We start from the raw sequence: 20,595 nt of genomic DNA, 5'->3' as shown, positions 1-20,595 counted from the left end.
TTTAGCTTTTAATGAGTAAGTCATCGGTATTTTATTTTCTAATCCTTTAATTTTAAATTTCCGGTCATCAATCTTCACGGTGTTCTCAAAACAATCATATCCGGCAACCAACCAATCACTCCGTAAGAGGGATACGCTGCCACACTGGAATCTACTCCTCCTGCAGATTCATAGCCATCTGCGTCTAAACTAAAAACTCCATTTCAACCTTCCAAACAGCAATTGTCCGATGTCGCCAAACTCAGAACCGTTTTTGCCGAAAAAGAGCTGGCTGGTGGCCATCAGCTCCAGGTTGTTTTGCAGCGAATAAGTCAGTGATGGGCCAAAGTACCACGAACCATCATTGGGATTGACAATGCCGGAAATGCTTGTGGAAAGCAATGGCGTAACGGAGTAGGAGCATTGTCCGAATAACGAATATTGCGCAAACGAAAGGTATTTGGCTGACAGCTGATTGTTGAAGAAAGGATCAATTCCCCCAGCATTTCCCTTTTTTCCATGGCTATTGTACAGCACACTTGTTTGGAAGTAAAGAGAGCTCGGGAAAGTGTAGTCGGCAGAAATCGATGCGACGGTCGCTTTTTCAGAGCCTAAACTGTTTTCTCTGGGCATGAAATGAGTGATTTCTCCCCGGAATCCCGCACCTCGAATATCGCCTGCCCAGCCGGCGCCAATCACATAGTCAGCTCCAACCCATCCTCCCATAAATTGAAAATCGTAGCTCCATTGAGAGAAATGATAAAGCCCGGCCAAGGCCATCTCATTTTCGTTTTCCCCAATTTGGTAAACCAATTCTGCTGACGAAGTCGTACCGGTGTAGTACTGCACTCTCAGTGCATCGGTTCCCGGGCGTTCTTCATAATCGAAATCAAAATAAGAAAAGGAGTTGAACACGTCATTGGGATTCCACACCAGATTAATTCCCCAGTTAACACGCTGGCGGCCCGCACGAACCTGCCAGTTGCCCGAAATCCAATCAATATAAGCTCGGTCGAACATGGAGTGCATAAACCAACCGTTTCCGTCTATTGGGACAAACGACAGGTCGAAATAACCATTGTCAACATCTACGGTTGATTGATAGGCCGGAAATTTTTTTACAAGACTACCGAACAGAATGCGATTGCGCATTTCCGCCACCACTGTAATTTCATTGCTGGTATACCACTCAAAATTGAGTCGGTTATGTATCGTGTTTGTGGTCAGGTGATCTAAGTTCAAACCCGGAATTTGTTGCTCGGGTGTGTAGTACATAAACAGTTCTTTGACGTAGCCGTTTAGTGTCCAATTTCTCTCTTGGGCAAAAGCCGAAACCGCAAAAATAAGGAGCAGCAGAAGCGTGTAAAAATGTTTCATCGCGTTTTTTTTCTGATCAATTCTTTATTTCGATTGAAAACCGCCAGCCATTTCCATGACGCACATCTTGGTGTATTTGGGATGATCTCCGGCGGCAATTCCAATGGTGCGAAATGCCGTATCCAGAATATTTTTCCGGTGGTTTCTGGAAGGAACACCATCATCAATGAGTAAGTTGACAACCACCCGAAAAGGCGAGTTGTTGCCATAGGTGATATTTTCTGCAAGCTTACCTTTCCAATCTCCAAACTGTTCTACTCGTGTTTGCGGGTTGGAGCCTCGGCGTCCGGTGTGACCAATAGCTCCGGTTTTTTGCTGTTCTTTTACTAAAACATTGGCAGCCTTGCTCAGCCCCTCCGAAGGAGAAAGTAAGGGCAGCGGCTTTTGTTTTTTCATGACACGAATGCATTCAAACAACGCTTTTTTCCCTTCGTGGGTTTTTATTGGAATGGTACCCGGCCAGATAAATAATCGACCATCGAAAGCTTTTAATAGCGGTTCCAGATTCTCTTCAGCGTATTGTGCAGGGTTTGCCCGCACCTTATTCAGTTCGATTAGTACCTGTTTTTCGAAAGCAGTGAGATAAGTGGCACGCTGGATGAGTTGAATGTTCGGTTGCGCTTTGGCATTGAATATGAACAGGCTGAATAAAATCAGGAAGAAAATGGGAAAAATACGTTGGCTCATGATTATCCGTTTTTTCGATCGTCGCTAATTATTTTTCCATCTTCAAGTGTGATCACTCGGTGGGCTTTGTTCACTACGCGTTGATCGTGTGTGCTAAATATAAACGTGATTTCCTCTTGCTTATTGAGTTCCTCCATCATGCTTAGCAAATTCTCTGTTGACTTGGAATCGAGGTTGGCAGTTGGCTCATCGGCTAACACAAAGGTTGGTTTTGATGCCAATGCACGGGCAACCGCCACGCGCTGTTGCTGACCTCCTGACAGTTTCGAAGGCCGACTGTTAATCCGGTCGCCAAGTCCGACTTGGATGAGTAGATCTTTGGCGCGCTGCTGCCGTTGTTTTTTATCCACTCCTTGCATTTGCATGATGAATTCCACATTTTCGAGTGCTGTTAAAACCGGTATCAGGTTGTAAGCCTGAAATACAAAACCGATGTTTTGTAGCCGGAAGTCAATCAATTTTGATGAGCTCAGTTTTCCAATCTCGGTGCCACCAATATTAATATCACCACTGGTTGGTGAGTCTAATCCCCCAAGCATATTCAGAAAAGTTGTTTTCCCCGAACCTGACGGTCCGACAATTGCTGTAAATTCTCCTTTTTCAATGGTCAAATCGATACCATTTAGTGCGTTTACTTTTACTTCAGTGCTGTTGTATATTTTCTTCAGGTCTTTTACTTCTATAACGTTCATGACAATTGGATTTTAGTTATTTGTTAAAGGTCGATTCGAATGGCCTCGGCCGGTTTCAGTTTAAGTGCTTTTAGGGCTGGGTAGATGGCCGCAATAATTCCTGTAATGATGACCATCAGTGCGATTTGCATGGAAACATAAAATGGCAATTGGGTATAAACCAGCGTGTCGAATCCCATCGATTCGTAGGCTGTTGACCAGGTTCCCAAATCAATGCCCTGGTAGCCAAAATAGAAAGTCAGGAGCCATCCCAATGCAATTCCGAACAATCCTCCAACTAGAGAAAGCATCACTGTTTCCAGTAAGATCATGGTGAAAACCCTCGTTTTATTTAATCCGACAGCCATTAGCATCCCCAATTCTTTTTTTCGTTCTAAAACAGCCATTAACATGGTATTAATAATCCCAAAAAGCAGGGCGAGTAAAATGATGCCGATAAAGACAAACATGGTTATTCCAAAGCTGCTTTCAACCAGACTAACTTCAGGCATGATTTCACGCCACGTTTTTATATCCAGGGTTGATAACTCCTCGGTCAATGATGTATTTGTTGATGCTAAATTCTCGTTTTTATCCAGCAAAATTGCAATTTCGTGACTGGCCTGATTATCCAACTGCATAATTCGGCTGATATCCGATTTCCGAACAAATACGCTGGCTTCATCAAAAGCCGTGTTTGATGTTCGGAAAATACCTTCAACCTTAAATGCTGCACCAGTTAAATTTCCTTGCATATCTTGTAAGGTGACAACCACTTTCGACTTCAATTTAACGTTTAGCTTGTTAGCTAGTTCTTCACCAATTACAATCGGGTTTCGTTTCACTTTTTCAAAGTAAGTTCCTTCAATTAGTTTGGTTGAAAGGTTGGTTACTTGTTTTTCTTCTTCAGGATTAATACCTGTAATTTTCACACCGGCTCCGGTTTTTGCCGATTGCGCCATGGTGTTTATAATCACCCGGCTGCTAATTGCTTTTACATGCTCATTAGAGCGGATGATTTGTACCGCTGAGTCTGTATTTGAAATGACGAATTTTTTATCCGGATTATTTAGATATTCTTTGTGGTGAACCTGAATGTGTGAAGCCTCGGTTTTTATGGCTGTGTTGATCCGTTGAACGACCATACCTTTATAAAAAGCCATGTAAAAAATTCCGGAAGCTAAGCCCAGGCAAATAGCAATTAGGATAACCAGGCTTCTGGTTTTATTGCGCCAAATGTTTCTCCAAGCAACTGCTAGTATCATGATTTCAGTTTTTTTAGGTTATGAATGAAGTGCTTTGGTTAGCTTTAAACGGTAGGTTTTAAATAATGGGTAGAGGTAGACCACCATGGTTAAAATGAAGATGATCAATACTTGGCGCGCGAAAATGAACCATTTTGCTGAAAAGTACATGACCGCCTCCAGTCCAAATTGTTCGTAAGCTTTTGCTGCTTCTCCCGTAAGAGGAATAGGATGATAAACCAGGTAGATGATAAACGGTAATGAAATGGCAAATCCGAAGATAACACCAACCAACCCAATTAGCGTTGTTTCGTAGAAAAGGATTTTGCTTAGCCTGCTTTTTTGCATGCCTATTGCAATCATGATTCCCATTTCTTTCCGGCGTTCGGCAATCATCATAATTACCGTCCCAAATATGCCAAAGCCGACAAGAGCATAAAGGATTCCCTTGGTCAGGTAGGCTCCTGAACGATCAGCTTCAATCATATTTTTAGTCACCGGATCCATTTCATCCCAAGTCATAATTTCGTAACGATCTTTCAATTCTGTTTGCAGTTGATGCTTGATTTGATCGACTTTGGAATAATCGTCAATCATGAGTACCAGAGAGGTGAGTTTTTCCGGCACTGAAAAGAATTCCTGTGCGGCTTTGATATCAATATATCCACCGAGATTATTCATTGCCGGGGAGGGGAATTTCAGAATTCCTTTTACCGGAAATAATGCTGCGGCACTGGCTCCATGGTAGCCTTGGCTGATTAAAACCACGGTGTCGTTCACATCAACTCCAAGGTTTTTGGCCAGGTTTAAGGGCAATAGGATTCCATCATCTCCCTGTTTCAGGTATTGGCCTTTTTCAATCCAATGTGACAAATTGGTCATCTGATCTTCTTTCGTTGGATCGATGCCGATTAAAGCTGCTCCCTTGGTGCTATTCCCATACGACATGAGCGTAAATGATTCCAGTCGCGGGACGTAGCTGGTCAGGTGCTGATTTTCTGACAGAACCTCGATTAGCGAGTCATTGGGTTGAAAGGTGTATTCAATGGTTTTATTATCCCAATAATCGTTTTGGTGAATTTGAATATAACCCGAATAGAAACTGACAACATTGTCGATCATTTTCGAATAGGTGCCTTCCTGCATCGATGTCATGAATGTACTGAGCAGAACACCAAAGAAAATAGATGCAACGGTAATGAATGTTCTTCTTCGGTTTCTCCAGATATTCCGCCAGGCTATTTTTAAATTTGTTTTCATTACAATCTAAGTTGTGAGTAGAATTAGCGTAACCTTTTCATATTTTGAATGGAGAAGAATGATTCGTTCAGATCAACGTTGAAATCAATCTCGTCAAAAGTCATGATTGTTTTATGACCTTCTTCGTTTGCCGGTATCATTTCCAGGTGAGTAGGGATCTCCCGGTCATCCATCATTTTAACATCGGTGAGAATTTCAGTATTGACAAGCATGTCATCTTCGTCAAAGTATTCAGCCTTCAACCACAGCAGCTTCTCTTTTGAAACCCACATATAAATCTTTCCCCAAACCACTGCAGCATCTTCGTTCGGAATCAGCTCAATCTTGTAGCACTCGTATCCTTCAATTGTTTCTTTGCCAACGAGTGAGTGCTCATAGTCTTTGACCAGCGAAGATTCTTTTACCAGATCATCGTTGGTAAAGTCCGATCCCATCCAGCTTTGCATCATCATGGAAGGCGGTATTTTAATCATCCGGTCGATATTGGGCACCCAGTTCCACATTTCGTTGTGGCGTTTCAGGAAAACTTGCCCTTTTTCCTTGGCGGGAGCGGTTATTAAAATTAGCGAGTATTCATTGCCAAGGGTCCAGTTTTTCATGGAAATGGTTCGTTCCCATGATGGTCGTTTAATGGTCATCGTAATTTCACCGATACTGGAAGTGCCTCGGAGTTTTTCATCGGCTTGACGAACAATTTCTTTAATGTCGATATCCTGAGCTGATGAAGAGACTGCAATCAGGAGGAGAAAAAAGATGTTTGTAATTGTTTTCATGGCTGTTTGTTTGTGTTGGTGTCAATAATTCGGTGTATCGTTGAGATTATTTTTTCGACAAGTTGGTCGATGGGGAAGATGTCCGGGGTAACTACCGCGTAAAGCATGGCGCCTTCTAACATACTGCCGATGGCCATCAGATCACCTTTCGGGTCCTGACTTCCTTTGGTAACAATGAAGTTGTACATCATGGCCATCACTGGTTTACTGCGATCGATAAACTCATTCGACAGACTATCAGTAACAACAGGTTGGAGCATTAAAGAATAATAGAGTTTCCAGTAGCGTGGATTTTGTTTGACCAGTGCAAAGCTTTTTCGAATGAAAGCATAGAATTCTTCATCAGTAACCTTGTTGTCCTGGTTGACATCGAAACCCCCGAAAAACTCATCAAATCCATTGTATATAATGTCTTTTAGAATGTCAAATTTGCTTTCGAAATAATTGTATGCAAGTCCTTTCGAAATTTTCGCCTTTTGGGCAATTTGGCTGATTGACGTGGCATGAAATCCATTTTCAGCAAATAACCCTAATGCCGTTTCTCTGATGAGCTTCTTCTTTTCGTTCCTGAGTTTTTCAAGTTGTTCTGAGCTACGAGGCATGGTGTTTTGTTTATGATTGAACGTTCGGTCAAATATAAAATACAGTTATTTTATGCGCAACTATCCGGTGTTAAGTAAATGTTAAAATGACCGACCGGTCAATTTAAGTGATGAAATCGTTTTTTTGTGCGGATATTGATTGTGAGGGAAATTTTTTAGCTGGAAATCTACCATTCTGATTCGCTTTTTATTCATTTCAGTTATCTTTATGGCAATCTTTAAAAACCAACTAACAGAATAAACATGGATAATACCCGTAGAAATTTTGTCAAGCAATCTGCTGTAGTTGCAGCCGGAATAGCAGCGTTTCCAACGATTATGAACGCGGGCTGTGCTTCACCAAACGAGAAAATTACTGTTGGATTAATTGGATGCCGGGGTATGGGATTCAGCGATCTCCAATCATTTTTGAAAAACAAGGAAGTTGAATGTATCGCTCTTTGTGATGTTGACCAGCGAGTACTGGATAAACGTGCTGAAGATGTTGAAAAGCTGACCGGAAAACGTCCCCTCTTATATAACGATTTCAGACAAATTATTGACAATAAGGATATTGATGCGGTAATTGTTGGAACTCCTGATCATTGGCATTGTCTACCTATGGTTTATGCCTCGCAAGTTGGAAAACATGTTTATGTTGAAAAGCCTCTTGGAAATACCATTGAGGAATGCAATGTGATGGTGGCTGCGCAAAAACGATATGGAAATGTAGTTCAGGTAGGGCAGTGGCAACGAAGTCATCAGCACTGGAATGATGCTGTGGAGTATTTGCATGCTGGAAATATCGGGCGTATTCGCTCAGTAAAATCATGGTCTAATGTTGGTTGGAAGAATTCCATTCCGGTTGTTCCTGATTCTGACGCTCCTGATGGGGTAGATTACAATATGTGGTTGGGACCCGCTCCTGATCGGCCTTTTAACAAGAATAGGTTTCATTTTACTTTTCGATGGTTTTGGGATTATGCCGGCGGATTAATGACTGACTGGGGGGTTCATCTGCTCGACTATGCTTTGTTTGGGATGAATCAGTATGTCCCCAAATCGGTAACAGCTGTGGGCGGAAAATATGCATTTCCCAAAGATGCTATGCAGACACCGGATACCATGTCAGCTGTTTTCGATTTTGGCGATTTTGGGTTGATTTGGGATCATACCATTGGAATTTATGGAGCCAACTATGGAGGCCGCGGGCATGGCGTTGCTTTTGTGGGAGAATATGGCACGTTGGTCGTTGATCGAAATGGTTGGGAGGTTATCCCAGAAACAAGAAGTACAAGTGCCAAGGAAGGGTATGATGGGGTGGAATTGCATCATGCGGTTGGAAATGGATTAGATTTGCATGTTCAAAATTTTCTGGATTGTATAAGAACAGGGAATAAACCTAATTGTGATATTGAAACCGGAGCACATATTGCCCGCTTTGCACACTTGGGAAATATCTCATACCGTTTAGGACGTAAAGTAAACTGGAATTCGGAAAAACAAGAGTTTGAAAATGATGCCGAAGCGAATCGATTGGTAAAAGCAAATTACCGATTGCCCTGGACTTTGCCAGAAATTTAAAAGGGAATTCGGACTCAAGAAGAGCGTTAGGTGTCCGATGTTTCGTATTTCTTTATTTGGCCTGCTACTATTTCCATCAACCATTGTGGGGTTGAAGTGGCACCACATATTCCTACTGAATTTTCACTGGAAAACCAGTTGGGATTTAGTTCGTCAGGATTTGAAATAAAGTGACTATTCGGGTTGCTTTGTTTACAAACTTCAAATAGAAATTGAGCATTGGAACTTTTCTTGCCACCAACAAAAACGATCACATCATGTTGGTTGGCAAATTCTTTCATACGGGGAACCCGATTGGCAACCTGTCGGCAAATGGTATCTTTAATGGTTATTTCCTGTTTTGAGTTTTGTTTCAGTTCGGCTGCTATTTCATTGAATTTTTCGAGTGATTTGGTGGTTTGTGAAAACAAGTAAGCCGGCTTTTCAGGATCTACTTCAGATAGATCATCTTTGTTCTCAACAATGATAGCTTTATTATCAGTTTGTCCATCCAGACTCACTACTTCAGCATGTCCTTTTTTCCCAAACAAGATAATTTGTCCATTTTTTTTGTTCATTTCTTGGGCAGCCTTTTTAACCCGCTGCTGAAGTTTGAGAACCACCGGGCAGGTCGCATCAATCAGTTCAATATTGTTTGCTTTGGCGTATTCGTAAGTTGAAGGTGGCTCACCGTGAGCGCGAAGGAGCACCTGACAATTTTTGAGGGTGAAAAATATTTCTCGGTCAATGGTGATGAGCCCCAGCTCTTCAAGCCTTTCTACTTCCATTCCATTGTGTACAATATCACCCAGACAATAAAGTTTGCCACTCTTGTCAAGTGTTTCTTCAGCCTTTTTGATGGCGTTTACAACACCAAAACAAAATCCTGATTTATGATCAATCTCAATCTGCATTAAACGCTAAGTTTCAAATTTCAAGTTTCAAAAAACACTCCTGATCTCATCGGGGATTCTTTGGCTGGCAAACTGAAAGTTTTGCAGCTATGTACGACTAGTCCTCTGCGATTTCCTTTACTTTTTCAATCACCCATTTTAATTGCTCTTCCCGACTGATCGTGCTATTGTCAAGAATCAAAGCATCGTCGGCTTGCTTTAGCGGACTTTCTTTTCTCCCCGAATCAATACGATCGCGATCTTGTACATTTTTCAATATTTCGTCAAAGCTAACTTGCTTGCCTTTTTCTGTCAGTTCATCATACCGGCGTTGCGCACGAACTTCCGGGCTGGCAGTCATAAATATTTTCAACTCTGCATCAGGGAAAACAACTGTGCCAATGTCGCGACCATCCATAACAATGCCCTTGTTTTTTCCCATTGCTTGCTGTTGCCTAACCATGGCCTGACGAACTTCGCGAATGGTTGCAACAGGGCTAACGTGATTGGCTACCGGAAGTTGACGAATTTCGTCTTCCACGTTTTCTCCATTCAAATAGGTATCATTCTGTTTGGTAGCCTCATTAAACCGGAACTCAATTTTTATTTCTTCCAAACGATCAATTAAGCCTTGTTCATCCACTTTTCCATGGCCTGCTAATTGGTTGCGTAAAGCAAATAAAGTAACAGCCCGGTACATTGCTCCACTGTCTAAATAGATGTACCCTAACTGTTTGGCAAGTTGTTTGGCTACGGTGCTTTTTCCACACGAGGAGTGGCCATCAATGGCAATTACAATTTTATTGTTGTCAGCTTTTTGATTCATGTTGACAAATATATTGTTTTTCGATGGAAGAAATTGTTCTACGCGCAGAAATAGAACCGGTCGTTAATTGTTACTGAAAATTGTTTCAATTCGGTGTGAACTTTATGATTCAGATGGCTGCTTCTGAAGTTGAATAAATTCAGCTAGTTGAAACTATTATGCAAGTTGATAGCCACTGAAATATGATTACTGGTTGCTGCCAAATGATAGCGTGCTGATCCGTAGTTGAAGTGAAAGCGGTTTATTTTAAACCCAAATCCCCATGAAAAACCGACTGTTGATGCCTTGTCTTTGAAAAGTAATTCTTGTCGCCTTTGGTAATTGTATCCGGCGCGTACTGTGAAATTTTCGGAAGGGAGCAATTCAACACCAAGAACGAAATGTCGTAGGAATTTCTTGCCAAAATTGTCTTCTTCAATTGTTGTTTCAAAGCCATTGTCAACTTTTTCTGGTTGAGCCAAAGTCCATTTTTGTAAGTGCTGTAAGGTAGCAGTCAGACGGAATGGGGCGTGAGCCAGTCTCTTTGAAACCCCCAGCTGGACATCAAATGGAATAGACTCACGATTAGCTCCTTCGTAGTAAGTCGTTATTTGCCCTCCCATATTTTTAAGTACAAGAGCAATATTGGTCAGTTTATCCAGGCTGGCATAGCTAACGCCGGCATCAACGGCCAACCCAAATGACTGGTACGCTTCAAACGACGATAAAATTGGTTTTAAGGTAGCACCAACCTGAAACCGATTAAATTGCTTAGCCCAGATAATGTTTAGCGCATATTCTGATGCATTGAAAGTTCCACCACGCTGCCCGACTTCGTCAGCATAAGTAAATTTTCCATAGTTGATATAATGCATTCCCAAGGCAAAAGTTCCAATGTCTCCATAATCTTTTGCAAACGAGGCATAGCCAAACTTAATATCATCAAAATAGCTGACGTAGTTCATCAACAGTTTCTGGTTCATGGATGGGTGTAGCAAGGCCGGGTTGTTATAGGCGACATTTAAATCGGCAGAGTCGTTAATTGCTACCTGATTGCCCCCAAGTGCTGCCATGCGTGCCGAGTTTGGCAAATTTAAAAACTCGTAAGTTGATTCACCTCCTACTTGAGCGTTCGAGCTAAAAGCTGTGAATAATAAAAATGAAAGTAAAATGAGCTGTCTGGTCATCATCCCTGTGGGCTGGTTTTACATCTAACGGCAAAGTTATTTTTTTATTTTAACAGCAAGATAGTTTTTAAAGAATTTTCCCAAACAATCGACTTTGCAGAGTTTGTAAGTAGTGCGAATAATTTAGTGTCATGTTTTGAGTCTTTAACAATTTGTGATAGAAGCGAAACCGAAAACATCAAATAGGTCCGTGACCTTAGAATATTGATGTTCCTTTTTTGTTGATTTTGGATTGAAAGAGAGAGCTTATTTCTCATTGACACAGGTATTCACTTCAAGGAGTTTTGGTTCTGGTAATTGAAGGTGTTGATAGGATTTTGAATTTCTGTGATGATTTGTTCAACTTTAAAAGATGCTCGAAATTATAATGTTTGTTAACAGAATAATGCGGTTCATTTTTTATTTTTATTTTTGCAAGAGATGAAACGAGCACTGGTCTTCATACTATCCGTATTTTATTTGCTGGTTACCGTTGGGTTGGCAGTTCAAGTACAATATTGCTCGGGCGAAATTGCATCTGTACAGCTTTTTTCAGAAACAAATTCTTGTTGTGGCGAAGAGAGTTCCTGTGATACAGACTGCTGCCACAATCAATCTCAGGTGATTCAGTTTGAAGAACAACAAACACTTCTGTGTAATTCTAGGCTGAATGTAGAACAACCGACGTTTCAACAGACTGTTTCTACCTTGGATTATTCGCCTGATTTTTCTACGAAACAGGATGCCCCAATCATTATAAATATTTTTTATCCACAACCAAACGAGCCGGTTTGGTTACTGCATTGTTCCTTGGTTTACTACGGTTAGCTTTTAATCGATCAACACTTAACGGGCCTTTAATTTTGATGGCCCGAATAGTCTTATGGTATCAATTAAAAACTAACAAAATGAGAACATCAATTTTATTTTCAGTTATACTTGGCCTGTTTTTTTCAGTGGCCGTTTTTGCCGAAAATGGCGAAAAGAAGAAAAAAGTAGAAACTCTTGAATTTGAAGTTTCCGGAGTTTGCGGTGCGTGTGAAAAACGTATTGAAAAAGCGGCCTTAATAAAAGGCGTAAAAATGGCTGAATGGGACAAACAAACCCAAAAAATCAAAGTTATTTATTCCACAAAAAAGACGGATGAGAAAGCCATTCATCAGGCCATTGCGAAGGCCGGGCACGACACAAAAAAAGTGAAAGCCACCGATGAAGCTTACGCTCAACTAAACGATTGTTGCAAGTACCGCGACGGAGTAGAAATTCACTAATTCAATTCAATATGATTCAAAAGGGATGGCTAATTTCCCTGCTACTCGTATTTCCGTTTTTCGGATTGGCGCAGCTTGCTCCAAACTTGGTGGAAGGAAGTGTAGCAGAGAGAACAGAAGATGGGAAAACGGCGCCGCTCGTTGGTGTAAACGTGTATTGGGAAGGCACTTCGATTGGCACCAGCTCGGACAATACCGGGCAATTTATCATTGAACGGACCAATAAAACCAACCAACTGGTGTTTAGTTATATCGGTTATCGCAACGACACATTGGAGGTTAACACCGACAAAATTCCGGTGGTGGTGATGGATGCTTCGCGCGAGTTAGGCGAAGTGGAGGTTGTACACCGACAGAAATCGACGGAGATCTCCATGCTTGGCTCCGTCAAGGTGGAGCATATTGGGGAGAAGGAGTTGTGTAAAGCAGCCTGCTGTAATCTGAGTGAAAGTTTTGAAACCAGCCCAAGTATCGACGTTTCGTTTACTGATGCGGTAACCGGGTCGCGCCAGATTCAGATGCTGGGGCTGGCTGGTCCATACGTTCAGATGACCCGTGAAAATATACCGGATATGCGCGGACTGGCTTCAATTTATGGGTTGACACTCGTTCCGGGAACCTGGATTGAGAGCATTCAGCTGAACAAAGGAACGGGTTCGGTGGTGAACGGTTACGAAAGTATTGCCGGGCAAATCAACCTCGAAATGAGAAAGCCTGAGGTGGCGGATCGGCTGTATTTGAACTTGTTTGCCAATGCGGAAAGTCGTTTGGAGGCCAACCTGAACCTGGCCCATCGGTTTAAAAATGAAAATTGGTCAACAGCCTTGTTGTTGCATGGAAAGAACAATTCTGGAAAGCTTGATCACAACAATGACGGGTTTATGGATATGCCGATCGGCAGCACGTTTACCGCACTGAACCGCTGGACGTATAACGGCGGGCAGGGAATCCATCTGCAATTTGGCATCAAGGGGTCGGCCATGACCAGTGAAGGAGGGGAATTGGATTTTCAACCTGAAGATGCTCTGATGACTAATGGTTGGGGAATGAACGTTGATGTGAAGCGACTGGAAGGCTGGGCGAAAATAGGCAAGGTGTTTTACGATCTGCCATGGAAATCAATGGGTTTACAACTGGCTGCAACAACACATGAGCAGGATAGTTATTTTGGTTTGAATGCCTATCACGCGGAGCAGCAATCGGCCTATGCCAATTTCATTTATCAGAGTATTATTGGGAACACCAACCATGAGTTTAAAACAGGTGCCTCACTTCAGTATGATGATTTTCGAGAAACCTTGAATGACACAATATTCAACCGCGAAGAATCGGTGCCGGGCGTCTTTTTCGAGTATAGCTGGTTACCGTCCGACGCGTTTAGTTTGGTGGCAGGTATACGGGCTGATTATCACAATTTGTATGGCGCATTTCTAACGCCACGCCTGCATGTTCGATACGCTCCGGCAGAACAAACGGTGTTGCGGCTTTCGGCCGGGAGAGGGCAGCGCACAGCCAGTGTGATCAGTGAAAATAGTGGCATACTGGCCAGTTCGCGTCAAATTGTATTTCAGGGTAAAGCCAATGATTATCCTTATGGATTTGGTCCCGAGGTAGCCTGGAACTATGGGCTAAACCTGACTCAAAAGTTTGAATTGGGGTATCGTCCCGGAAGCATCAGCTTTGATTTTTACCAGACTGATTTTTCAAACCAAGTAGTTTTGGATTTGGATCAAGATCCACAGCAGGCCTTGTTTTTTGAGTCGAATGAAAAATCTTATTCCACCAGTTTTCAGGCGCAACTTGACTATGAGCTGGCTCAACGTTTGGATGCGCGTCTGGCTTATCGTTGGTATGATGTAAAAACGACCTATCAGCAGGGTTTGTTGGCGAAGCCGCTATTGGCCAGTCATCGGGCATTTCTTAACCTGGCTTACGAAACCCGTAATTCGTGGAGCTTTGACTATACCATTAATTGGCAAGGCGAAAAGCGGATTCCAAATACGGTTTCTAATCCTCAGGAATTTCAACGAGATGGTTATTCACCCGATTTTTTTCTGATGAATGCACAGGTTAGCAAAAGTTTTAGTGAATGGTTTGAGATTTATGTGGGAGTTGAAAATCTGACCGGCTACAAACAGCATAATCCGATTATAGCCAGCGATCAACCGTTTAGTCCTTATTTTGACAGCTCATTGATTTGGGGTCCCATTTTTGGACGGAAATCGTATGTTGGTCTCCGTTTTAGAATTCAGTAAGAGAACGGTTTTCTGCCTAAAAAGGGATGCGTAAATAGTAGATATAATAGAGATAAGCCACTTGGATTACTTAAGTCCCAAGTGGCTTATCGCTTTTTCCCATCGAATATCTTGAATTGCTGACGCTCTTAATTTTCCTGAGCAAGCTCAATTTTCCATAATCCCCGGAGTTCGTTTAATTTGTAGCCTGTGGCCTTGTCGTTGGGGTAAAGTGCTTGCAGCTTTTCGTAGGTGTCAGGCTGAATGGTCTCTGCTGATCCGTGACATTGCAGGCAAGCCGGCATTGCCGTTCGGATTGGTTTATAGTAAATAGCCTGCGATTTAACCACAACCAGCGTATCTTTCAGAACATCCTGTTGGGTTGCCCAGTTCCAAAGTTGCTTGTCTGTTGCTGTTTTTAGGCTATTCCCCGGATTTCTGTTCTTATCCGAAACGCGAGATATCGTGCAGTTGAAATGGTTGCTCAGACTGTCGGTAATTGAGGAGGCTTGCAGATTGCAAAATTCCACCGCGTAAAGACCGCCGCCTTTTTTCATGGCGCCCGAAACATGAGATAGTAAGGAGGTTTGTGCTTGTGCCGAAATGTGGTCGCCGATTTTCAGAAGTCTGGAGTAAGCTTCTGCATCCATTTCATTTTTAGCGTTTCTTTGCCCGCAAGAAAAAAGCGTTAAGCTGATTAGGATTGAAATTGAAAAGAACAGTTTTTGTTTCATTTTCTGAATTTTAGTCGATTCGTTTTGTCAATACCTACGAAGAGTGGATTCATTTGGGTTACGCGCAAAAAAAAAGAGTAGATCTTTATCTACCCTTTTCTAACCTAACTAAACCAATAAAACTAATCAAACCTAAACTTATGAAATAAAATCTATCACAAAGATATGTTGAAAAACACAAATTTGTGTTATGTGAATGTTAAAAAACATGTTTCGCAGTATTTTTTTGATTTTGTTCAATGTTGAAAAAAAAAAGAGTAGATCTCTATCTACCCTTTTCTAACCTAACTAAACCAATAAAACTAATCAAACCTAAACTTATGAAATAAAATCTACCACAAAGGTAAGCTGAAAAACACGATTGTGTGTTAAGCGAATATTAAAAAACGTGCTGTAGAACATTTTTTAACAAATGAATTATTTGTAGGGTACGAAAAAGGGTGCTTCCAATCAGAAGCACCCTTTTGAGGATTAATCAATATCTTATCTATTTCTTTTTGCCTTTACCTTTTTCGTCTCCGGCTATTGAGTCTCGCATAGACGTGTCGGCCATGATATTTTTGTATTTCATGTAATCCATAATTCCCAGATTACCGAGTTTAAATGCTTCTGCAATTGCCAAGGGAACTTGAGCTTCAGCTTCGATTACTTTGGCACGCATTTCCTGCGCCATTGCAATCATCTCTTGCTCTAATGCAACAGCCATTGCGCGACGCTCTTCTGCTTTCGCTTGGGCAATATTCTTATCAGCATCAGCTTGGTCAATTTGTAGCCCTGCTCCAATGTTTTTACCAATGTCGATGTCGGCGATATCAATCGAAAGAATTTCGAATGCAGTACCCGCATCCAATCCTTTGTTTAGTACAACCTTGGAAATAGAGTCTGGATTTTCCAGCACCGCTTTGTGGGTGTGCGATGAACCGATAGAAGAAACAATGCCTTCGCCAACTCGCGCCAAAATAGTGTCTTCTCCTGCACCTCCAACCAGCTGTTTGATATTGGCACGAACAGTCACCCTTGCTTTGGCTATGAGCTGAATGCCGTCTTTGGCAACTGCAGCAACCGGAGGTGTGTCAATTACCTTAGGGTTCACCGACATTTGTACAGCCTCAAATACATCGCGGCCAGCCAGGTCAATAGCAGTGGCCATATTAAATGTAAGATCAATGTTGGCTTTTTCGGCCGAAACTAATGCGTGAACAACCATGTCAACTTTTCCGCCTGCTAAATAGTGAGCTTCAAGTTTGTCGCGGTCTAACTTAATGCCGGCTTTGGTTCCTTCAATTAAAGCACGAACAATTACAGAAGGGGGAACCTTCCTGAAACGCATCAGGAACAGTTGCATAAGTGAGATACGAACTCCGGAAACTAAGGCTGAAAACCAAAGTCCGATTGGTATAAAATACAGGATGATGATGAGTAGGACAAAAATCCCAACAACTAATCCTAAAGTTCCAAAATATTCCATTATTTATTGATTTATTGGTTCAACAATTACTTGCGTTCTTAAAACTTCAATAACCTTGATTTTGACATGTTGATCAACAAAGCCCCCTGCGGATTTGGCTTCCATGCTAAGCTTGTTTATTTTGACCCTTCCTGTAGGAGCTAGTCTTCCGAGGGTTATTCCTTCATCACCAACACGAATAAGCTGCTCATCTATTTTGTCGATATGACTATCGATTTCAGAATTCAAAAGCATGTGTTTACCTGTTTTACTTTGAAAAAGTTGGTAGACAATGATAGGGGAGGCAATGATAACGAAAGCGAGTGTGATAATTCCCACTAAAACACCATAAGTATCAAAAGCTAAATAAACACTTGCACCAAGTAAAACGACACCCCCAATTCCGGCAATGGTGATTCCCGGGATCACAACAAATTCTAAAAGCAATAGCAGAATTCCCAGTAAGATCAGGAATAAGATGATTAGAATGGTCATTTGTTTTTTTTTTTTGTTAATCGATGGTGGCCGTTAATTCTCGGGCAACCAAGGCGTTCTTTAGTGGACTAAGGTAAGTAAAACTTCCCTTTTTAACATCACATTTTCCTTTATAATGTGTGATTAAAGTGCATTGGGTTGCTTGCTCGGCATCATGCTCACAGACTTTTATCAGGGCATCAATCACATAATCAAAGCTATGGTTGTCATCATTATGAAGAATGAGAAACCGGTTATTCTTCCATTCTGTCTTATTATCTTGTTCCGGTTGCTTTTTTGTTTGTTCTCCTGGCTTCATTTTGTTCTCCATATTATCCTTCAGTAATACTTCGGGCTTCTTTTACAGGTATTCGGGTTCCGTTTTTATAGGCCGCAATAAATGCGTCTTTAACTCCTTCAGTTCGCACTTGAGATTGCATTTGCAGTGCATCGTCGTACGATTTCAGTTCACCAACAGTATAAACTGTGACTCCATTCTCGTCGGTATATTGATCAATGCGACGAATGACCGACAATTTTTCAAATAAACGTTGAACCCAGTCAGGAGGTGTTTTACTATAAGCGCCAATTTGTATCTTATAGGTTACCCCATGGTCAGCTGTCGCGGGTTCATCAGGCATCAAGTTTTTAACAAGGCTATCGGGCAATACCACTGGCTTTTCAGCTTCCAGCTTCTTGATGCGTTCTGCTTCGCGAGCTTGCCGAATGCTGTCCTCCAGAGTCTTAATTTTTTTACTGAACGACTGGATGTCCTCCTGGCCAGCCTGCTCCCAATAATTGATTTCCCTTTTCCGGGCCTCAAAATATTGTTCGTTAATAGCTTGGTTTTTAGAGTAAGTTTCTTTTTCTAAAGTAAGAATTTTATTGGCAATGTCCTCTTTTTCGTTGGCTAAAGCTGAATGATATTTATCACGAAGATTGTTTGTTTTTGTCAATATTTGATTCAGTTCCTGCTCGTTTTGCCAAGCTTGAATAAAAGCCTGAAGTGACTTAGAGTTTTTAAAATGCTCAATTTTCAGATACTTAATGGTTGAATTAATCTGGAAATTGATCAGGCTATCTTCCAGCCCGGCTGGTATCTCTATTTTAATCGGCTTTTGTTTTTCAAGCGTGTCAATTTTTTGTATTTCCTCTTCTTTAACGTCTTGCTCAATGTCAACTTGCTGTTCCGGTTTGCGAAACGGATTAATTTGCTTTTCAGAAAACTCAATCAGCTCATCCAGGTTTGTCGAGCGCTTTACCCGGTTTTTAGCTTCATCATCAAACTGTTTGTAGTAGCTGAGTGCTTCGGTGTAATTTCCTTCTGCATGAAAGCATTGTGCGAGGTAGTACAGGCTTTTTGCAGGTGTATCTTTTCCCAATGATATTTGCAGTGCTTCTTTTGTTTCACGTCCAAACTGTTCGGTTTCGGCCAGGCACACGCCCAGGTAGTAATTTAACTCTTTATTCTGGGGATACAAATGAACCAGATCCTTGAAATAGGGCAGAGCTTCGGTGTATTTTTCTTCTTCAATTAAATCCTTCGCCAGCTGTTCCGGATCGTTTTGTGCAAGGGCTGTTTTTCCGAAGAAACAAAGGCCGACTAAAAACAATAAAAGAAATGAAGTTGTTCTGTGAAAAGTTGTCATGTTTATATGCATAATGGCGATATCGTTTTCGATCTAAAATTACAAAAAATGTTGAAAGCTAATTTTTCTTTAACTGTTAAGTTTTTGTTCGTTTTTCAACTCGTATTAAACTGAAATTTATCATTAATTCAAGTATATTTGTCTAATTAAAGCAAAAAAATGTATGGCACTTCTGAACAAAGGTGATGTTGCACCTGAATTTAAAGGACTTAATCAAAATAATGAATCCGTTTCTCTGTCTGATTTTAGAGGCAAGAAATTAATTTTATACTTTTACCCTAAAGACAATACGCCGGGATGTACGGCTGAATCCTGTAATCTGAACGACAATTATGATGCCTGGATTGAAAAAGGCTATGAGGTTGTGGGCGTTAGTCCGGATAGCGTCGATTCTCACAAAAAATTTGCGGATAAGTTCGGCTTCAATTTTAACCTGATTGCCGATACGGAAAACGAAATTTTGCAGGCTTATGGTGTGTGGGGCGAAAAAAACATGTATGGTCGAAAATACATGGGAGTTATTCGCACAACCTATGTGATAGATGAAGAGGGTGTTGTTGAAGAGGTATTTAAAAAGGTAAAAACAAAAGATCACACAAATCAAATAATCAAAGCTTTAGACTTAGCATAGTATGGCAAAAGAAGAATCAAATGTAAATAAAGAGAAGCTGAAAGCCCTTCAGCTTACAATGGATAAAATTGAAAAAAGTTACGGCAAAGGTGCCATCATGAAGATGGGTGATCGTGCTGTTGAAGACGTTCCTGCAATTTCATCAGGTTCAATTGGATTGGATATTGCCCTGGGAGTTGGTGGATTTCCCAAAGGCCGGGTAATTGAGATCTATGGGCCGGAATCATCTGGTAAAACAACCTTGGCAATCCATGCGATTGCTGAAGCACAAAAGGCTGGAGGTATCGCGGCCATTATTGATGCCGAACATGCATTTGATCCTTACTATGCAAAAAAATTAGGTGTTGATACCGATGAATTGTTGATCTCTCAGCCTGACAACGGTGAGCAAGCCTTGGAAATTGCAGACAACCTGATTCGCTCGGGAGCGATTGATATCGTCGTTATTGACTCGGTAGCTGCCTTAACTCCCAAAGCGGAAATTGAAGGTGAAATGGGCGACTCAAAAATGGGGCTTCAAGCTCGATTGATGTCGCAGGCATTGCGTAAGCTAACGGCCAACATTAATCGAACCAAAACCTGCTGTATTTTCATTAACCAGTTGCGTGAGAAAATTGGAGTCATGTTTGGAAACCCGGAGACAACAACCGGTGGTAATGCCCTGAAATTTTATGCTTCAGTTCGGTTGGATATTCGTCGTATTGGTCAAATTAAAGATGGCGAAGAAGTGATGGGTAACCATACTCGTGTGAAAGTGGTGAAAAACAAAGTGGCTCCACCATTTCGGAAAGCTGAATTTGATATCATGTATGGTGAAGGAATTTCAAAGGTTGGTGAAATCATTGATTTGGGTGTAAATTATAACATCATTAAAAAGAGCGGCTCATGGTTTAGTTACGGCGAAACAAAACTGGGACAAGGACGTGAAGGCGTTAAAAATATCTTGCGCGACAATCAGGAGTTGGCTCACGAATTGGAAACAAAAATTATTGAAGCGGTAGCTACAGCAGCCACGGTTGAATAGTAGAAATGATATTGCAGTGATGTCTGGATGAGGCGCTAAACTGCTTCATCCAGATTTTTTTTGATAAGGAGTGGACTGCTACTGCAACCGTCTTCTGGAAAGATTTCCAGCTTGTTATCATTTAATTTTAAA

21 protein-coding genes are annotated in these 20,595 nt (G+C 41.5%); 6 read left to right on the top strand and 15 right to left on the bottom strand.

The genetic code is table 11. The annotated features are described in order from the left end of the window. Positions 1-189: 189 nt before the first annotated feature. From ACTB00_RS16930 to ACTB00_RS16900, 7 genes are read right to left on the bottom strand one after another with little or no spacing between them, the layout of a single operon-like run. On the bottom strand, positions 190-1,356 hold the full coding sequence (locus ACTB00_RS16930) for a hypothetical protein (protein WP_463301094.1): 1,167 nt from the start codon (positions 1,354-1,356) through the stop codon (positions 190-192). A 24-nt stretch (positions 1,357-1,380) separates the two neighbouring features. Then, on the bottom strand, positions 1,381-2,043 hold the full coding sequence (locus tag ACTB00_RS16925; RefSeq protein ID WP_463301093.1) for a CAP domain-containing protein: 663 nt from the start codon (positions 2,041-2,043) through the stop codon (positions 1,381-1,383). Between the two features lie 2 nt (positions 2,044-2,045). Next, positions 2,046-2,735 carry an ABC transporter ATP-binding protein gene (locus ACTB00_RS16920; RefSeq protein WP_463301092.1) on the bottom strand — a complete coding sequence of 230 codons (690 nt, stop codon included), beginning with the start codon at positions 2,733-2,735 and terminating at the stop codon, positions 2,046-2,048. 23 nt (positions 2,736-2,758) lie between these two features. After that, complete coding sequence (locus tag ACTB00_RS16915) at positions 2,759-3,979, bottom strand: ABC transporter permease (RefSeq protein WP_463301091.1); 1,221 nt, start codon at positions 3,977-3,979, stop codon at positions 2,759-2,761. An 18-nt stretch (positions 3,980-3,997) separates the two neighbouring features. Beyond that, positions 3,998-5,218: an ABC transporter permease gene (locus ACTB00_RS16910; protein WP_463301090.1), complete on the bottom strand. Its 1,221-nt coding sequence runs from the start codon at positions 5,216-5,218 to the stop codon at positions 3,998-4,000. Positions 5,219-5,241: 23 nt separating this feature from the next. Beyond that, positions 5,242-5,991 carry an outer membrane lipoprotein-sorting protein gene (locus ACTB00_RS16905; protein ID WP_463301089.1) on the bottom strand — a complete coding sequence of 250 codons (750 nt, stop codon included), beginning with the start codon at positions 5,989-5,991 and terminating at the stop codon, positions 5,242-5,244. Further along, positions 5,988-6,593, bottom strand: a complete 606-nt coding sequence (locus ACTB00_RS16900) for a TetR/AcrR family transcriptional regulator (RefSeq protein WP_463301088.1) — start codon at positions 6,591-6,593, stop codon at positions 5,988-5,990. Before ACTB00_RS16900 ends, ACTB00_RS16905 begins: the two co-directional genes overlap by 4 nt. Positions 6,594-6,836: 243 nt before the next feature. Between ACTB00_RS16900 and ACTB00_RS16895 the strand changes: the two genes are divergently transcribed. Then, positions 6,837-8,156, top strand: a complete 1,320-nt coding sequence (locus tag ACTB00_RS16895) for a Gfo/Idh/MocA family protein (RefSeq protein WP_463301087.1) — start codon at positions 6,837-6,839, stop codon at positions 8,154-8,156. A 26-nt stretch (positions 8,157-8,182) separates the two neighbouring features. Here the strand turns inward: ACTB00_RS16895 and ACTB00_RS16890 are convergent, their stop codons facing one another. The 3 genes from ACTB00_RS16890 to porQ form a co-directional block, all read right to left on the bottom strand. Continuing rightward, positions 8,183-9,049: a 4-hydroxy-3-methylbut-2-enyl diphosphate reductase gene (locus ACTB00_RS16890; RefSeq protein WP_463301086.1), complete on the bottom strand. Its 867-nt coding sequence runs from the start codon at positions 9,047-9,049 to the stop codon at positions 8,183-8,185. Positions 9,050-9,146: 97 nt separating this feature from the next. Then, positions 9,147-9,854, bottom strand: coding sequence for a (d)CMP kinase (gene cmk, locus ACTB00_RS16885; RefSeq protein ID WP_463301085.1), 708 nt, complete (start codon positions 9,852-9,854; stop codon positions 9,147-9,149). A 143-nt stretch (positions 9,855-9,997) separates the two neighbouring features. Further along, positions 9,998-11,023, bottom strand: a complete 1,026-nt coding sequence (gene porQ, locus ACTB00_RS16880) for a type IX secretion system protein PorQ (protein WP_463301084.1) — start codon at positions 11,021-11,023, stop codon at positions 9,998-10,000. A gap of 417 nt (positions 11,024-11,440) precedes the next feature. Between porQ and ACTB00_RS16875 the strand changes: the two genes are divergently transcribed. From ACTB00_RS16875 to ACTB00_RS16865, 3 genes are all read left to right on the top strand, one after another. Beyond that, complete coding sequence (locus ACTB00_RS16875; RefSeq protein ID WP_463301083.1) at positions 11,441-11,827, top strand: HYC_CC_PP family protein; 387 nt, start codon at positions 11,441-11,443, stop codon at positions 11,825-11,827. 80 nt (positions 11,828-11,907) lie between these two features. Continuing rightward, a complete protein-coding gene (locus tag ACTB00_RS16870; protein WP_463301082.1) occupies positions 11,908-12,270 on the top strand; it encodes a heavy-metal-associated domain-containing protein in 363 nt (120 codons plus the stop codon). Between the two features lie 11 nt (positions 12,271-12,281). Then, positions 12,282-14,525: a TonB-dependent receptor gene (locus ACTB00_RS16865; RefSeq protein WP_463301081.1), complete on the top strand. Its 2,244-nt coding sequence runs from the start codon at positions 12,282-12,284 to the stop codon at positions 14,523-14,525. A 128-nt stretch (positions 14,526-14,653) separates the two neighbouring features. On the opposite strand, the gene ACTB00_RS16860 is transcribed toward ACTB00_RS16865, so the two are convergent. The 5 genes from ACTB00_RS16860 to ACTB00_RS16840 form a co-directional block, all read right to left on the bottom strand. Further along, entirely contained in the window at positions 14,654-15,238 is a 585-nt protein-coding gene (locus tag ACTB00_RS16860; RefSeq protein WP_463301080.1) for a c-type heme family protein, read from the bottom strand. A gap of 487 nt (positions 15,239-15,725) precedes the next feature. Beyond that, positions 15,726-16,706 carry a flotillin-like protein FloA gene (gene floA / locus ACTB00_RS16855; RefSeq protein ID WP_159518050.1) on the bottom strand — a complete coding sequence of 327 codons (981 nt, stop codon included), beginning with the start codon at positions 16,704-16,706 and terminating at the stop codon, positions 15,726-15,728. A 3-nt stretch (positions 16,707-16,709) separates the two neighbouring features. Beyond that, positions 16,710-17,180, bottom strand: a complete 471-nt coding sequence (locus ACTB00_RS16850; protein WP_463301079.1) for an NfeD family protein — start codon at positions 17,178-17,180, stop codon at positions 16,710-16,712. A 16-nt stretch (positions 17,181-17,196) separates the two neighbouring features. Then, complete coding sequence (locus ACTB00_RS16845) at positions 17,197-17,478, bottom strand: ATP-dependent Clp protease adaptor ClpS (RefSeq protein ID WP_463301078.1); 282 nt, start codon at positions 17,476-17,478, stop codon at positions 17,197-17,199. Positions 17,479-17,491: 13 nt separating this feature from the next. Then, positions 17,492-18,808, bottom strand: a complete 1,317-nt coding sequence (locus ACTB00_RS16840) for an SPOR domain-containing protein (protein WP_463301077.1) — start codon at positions 18,806-18,808, stop codon at positions 17,492-17,494. Positions 18,809-18,971: 163 nt separating this feature from the next. Here ACTB00_RS16840 and bcp point away from each other — a divergent pair, with 163 nt between their 5' ends. Together bcp and recA are read left to right on the top strand one after the other, a co-directional pair. Continuing rightward, complete coding sequence (gene bcp / locus ACTB00_RS16835) at positions 18,972-19,439, top strand: thioredoxin-dependent thiol peroxidase (RefSeq protein ID WP_463301076.1); 468 nt, start codon at positions 18,972-18,974, stop codon at positions 19,437-19,439. Between the two features lies 1 nt (position 19,440). After that, on the top strand, positions 19,441-20,463 hold the full coding sequence (gene recA, locus ACTB00_RS16830) for a recombinase RecA (protein WP_463301075.1): 1,023 nt from the start codon (positions 19,441-19,443) through the stop codon (positions 20,461-20,463). Positions 20,464-20,595 lie beyond the last annotated feature (132 nt).

This window comes from Sunxiuqinia sp. (genome assembly GCF_055140945.1).
The sequence above is the reverse complement of the archived record's forward strand: the minus strand, read 5'-3'. Positions and strand labels throughout refer to the sequence as shown.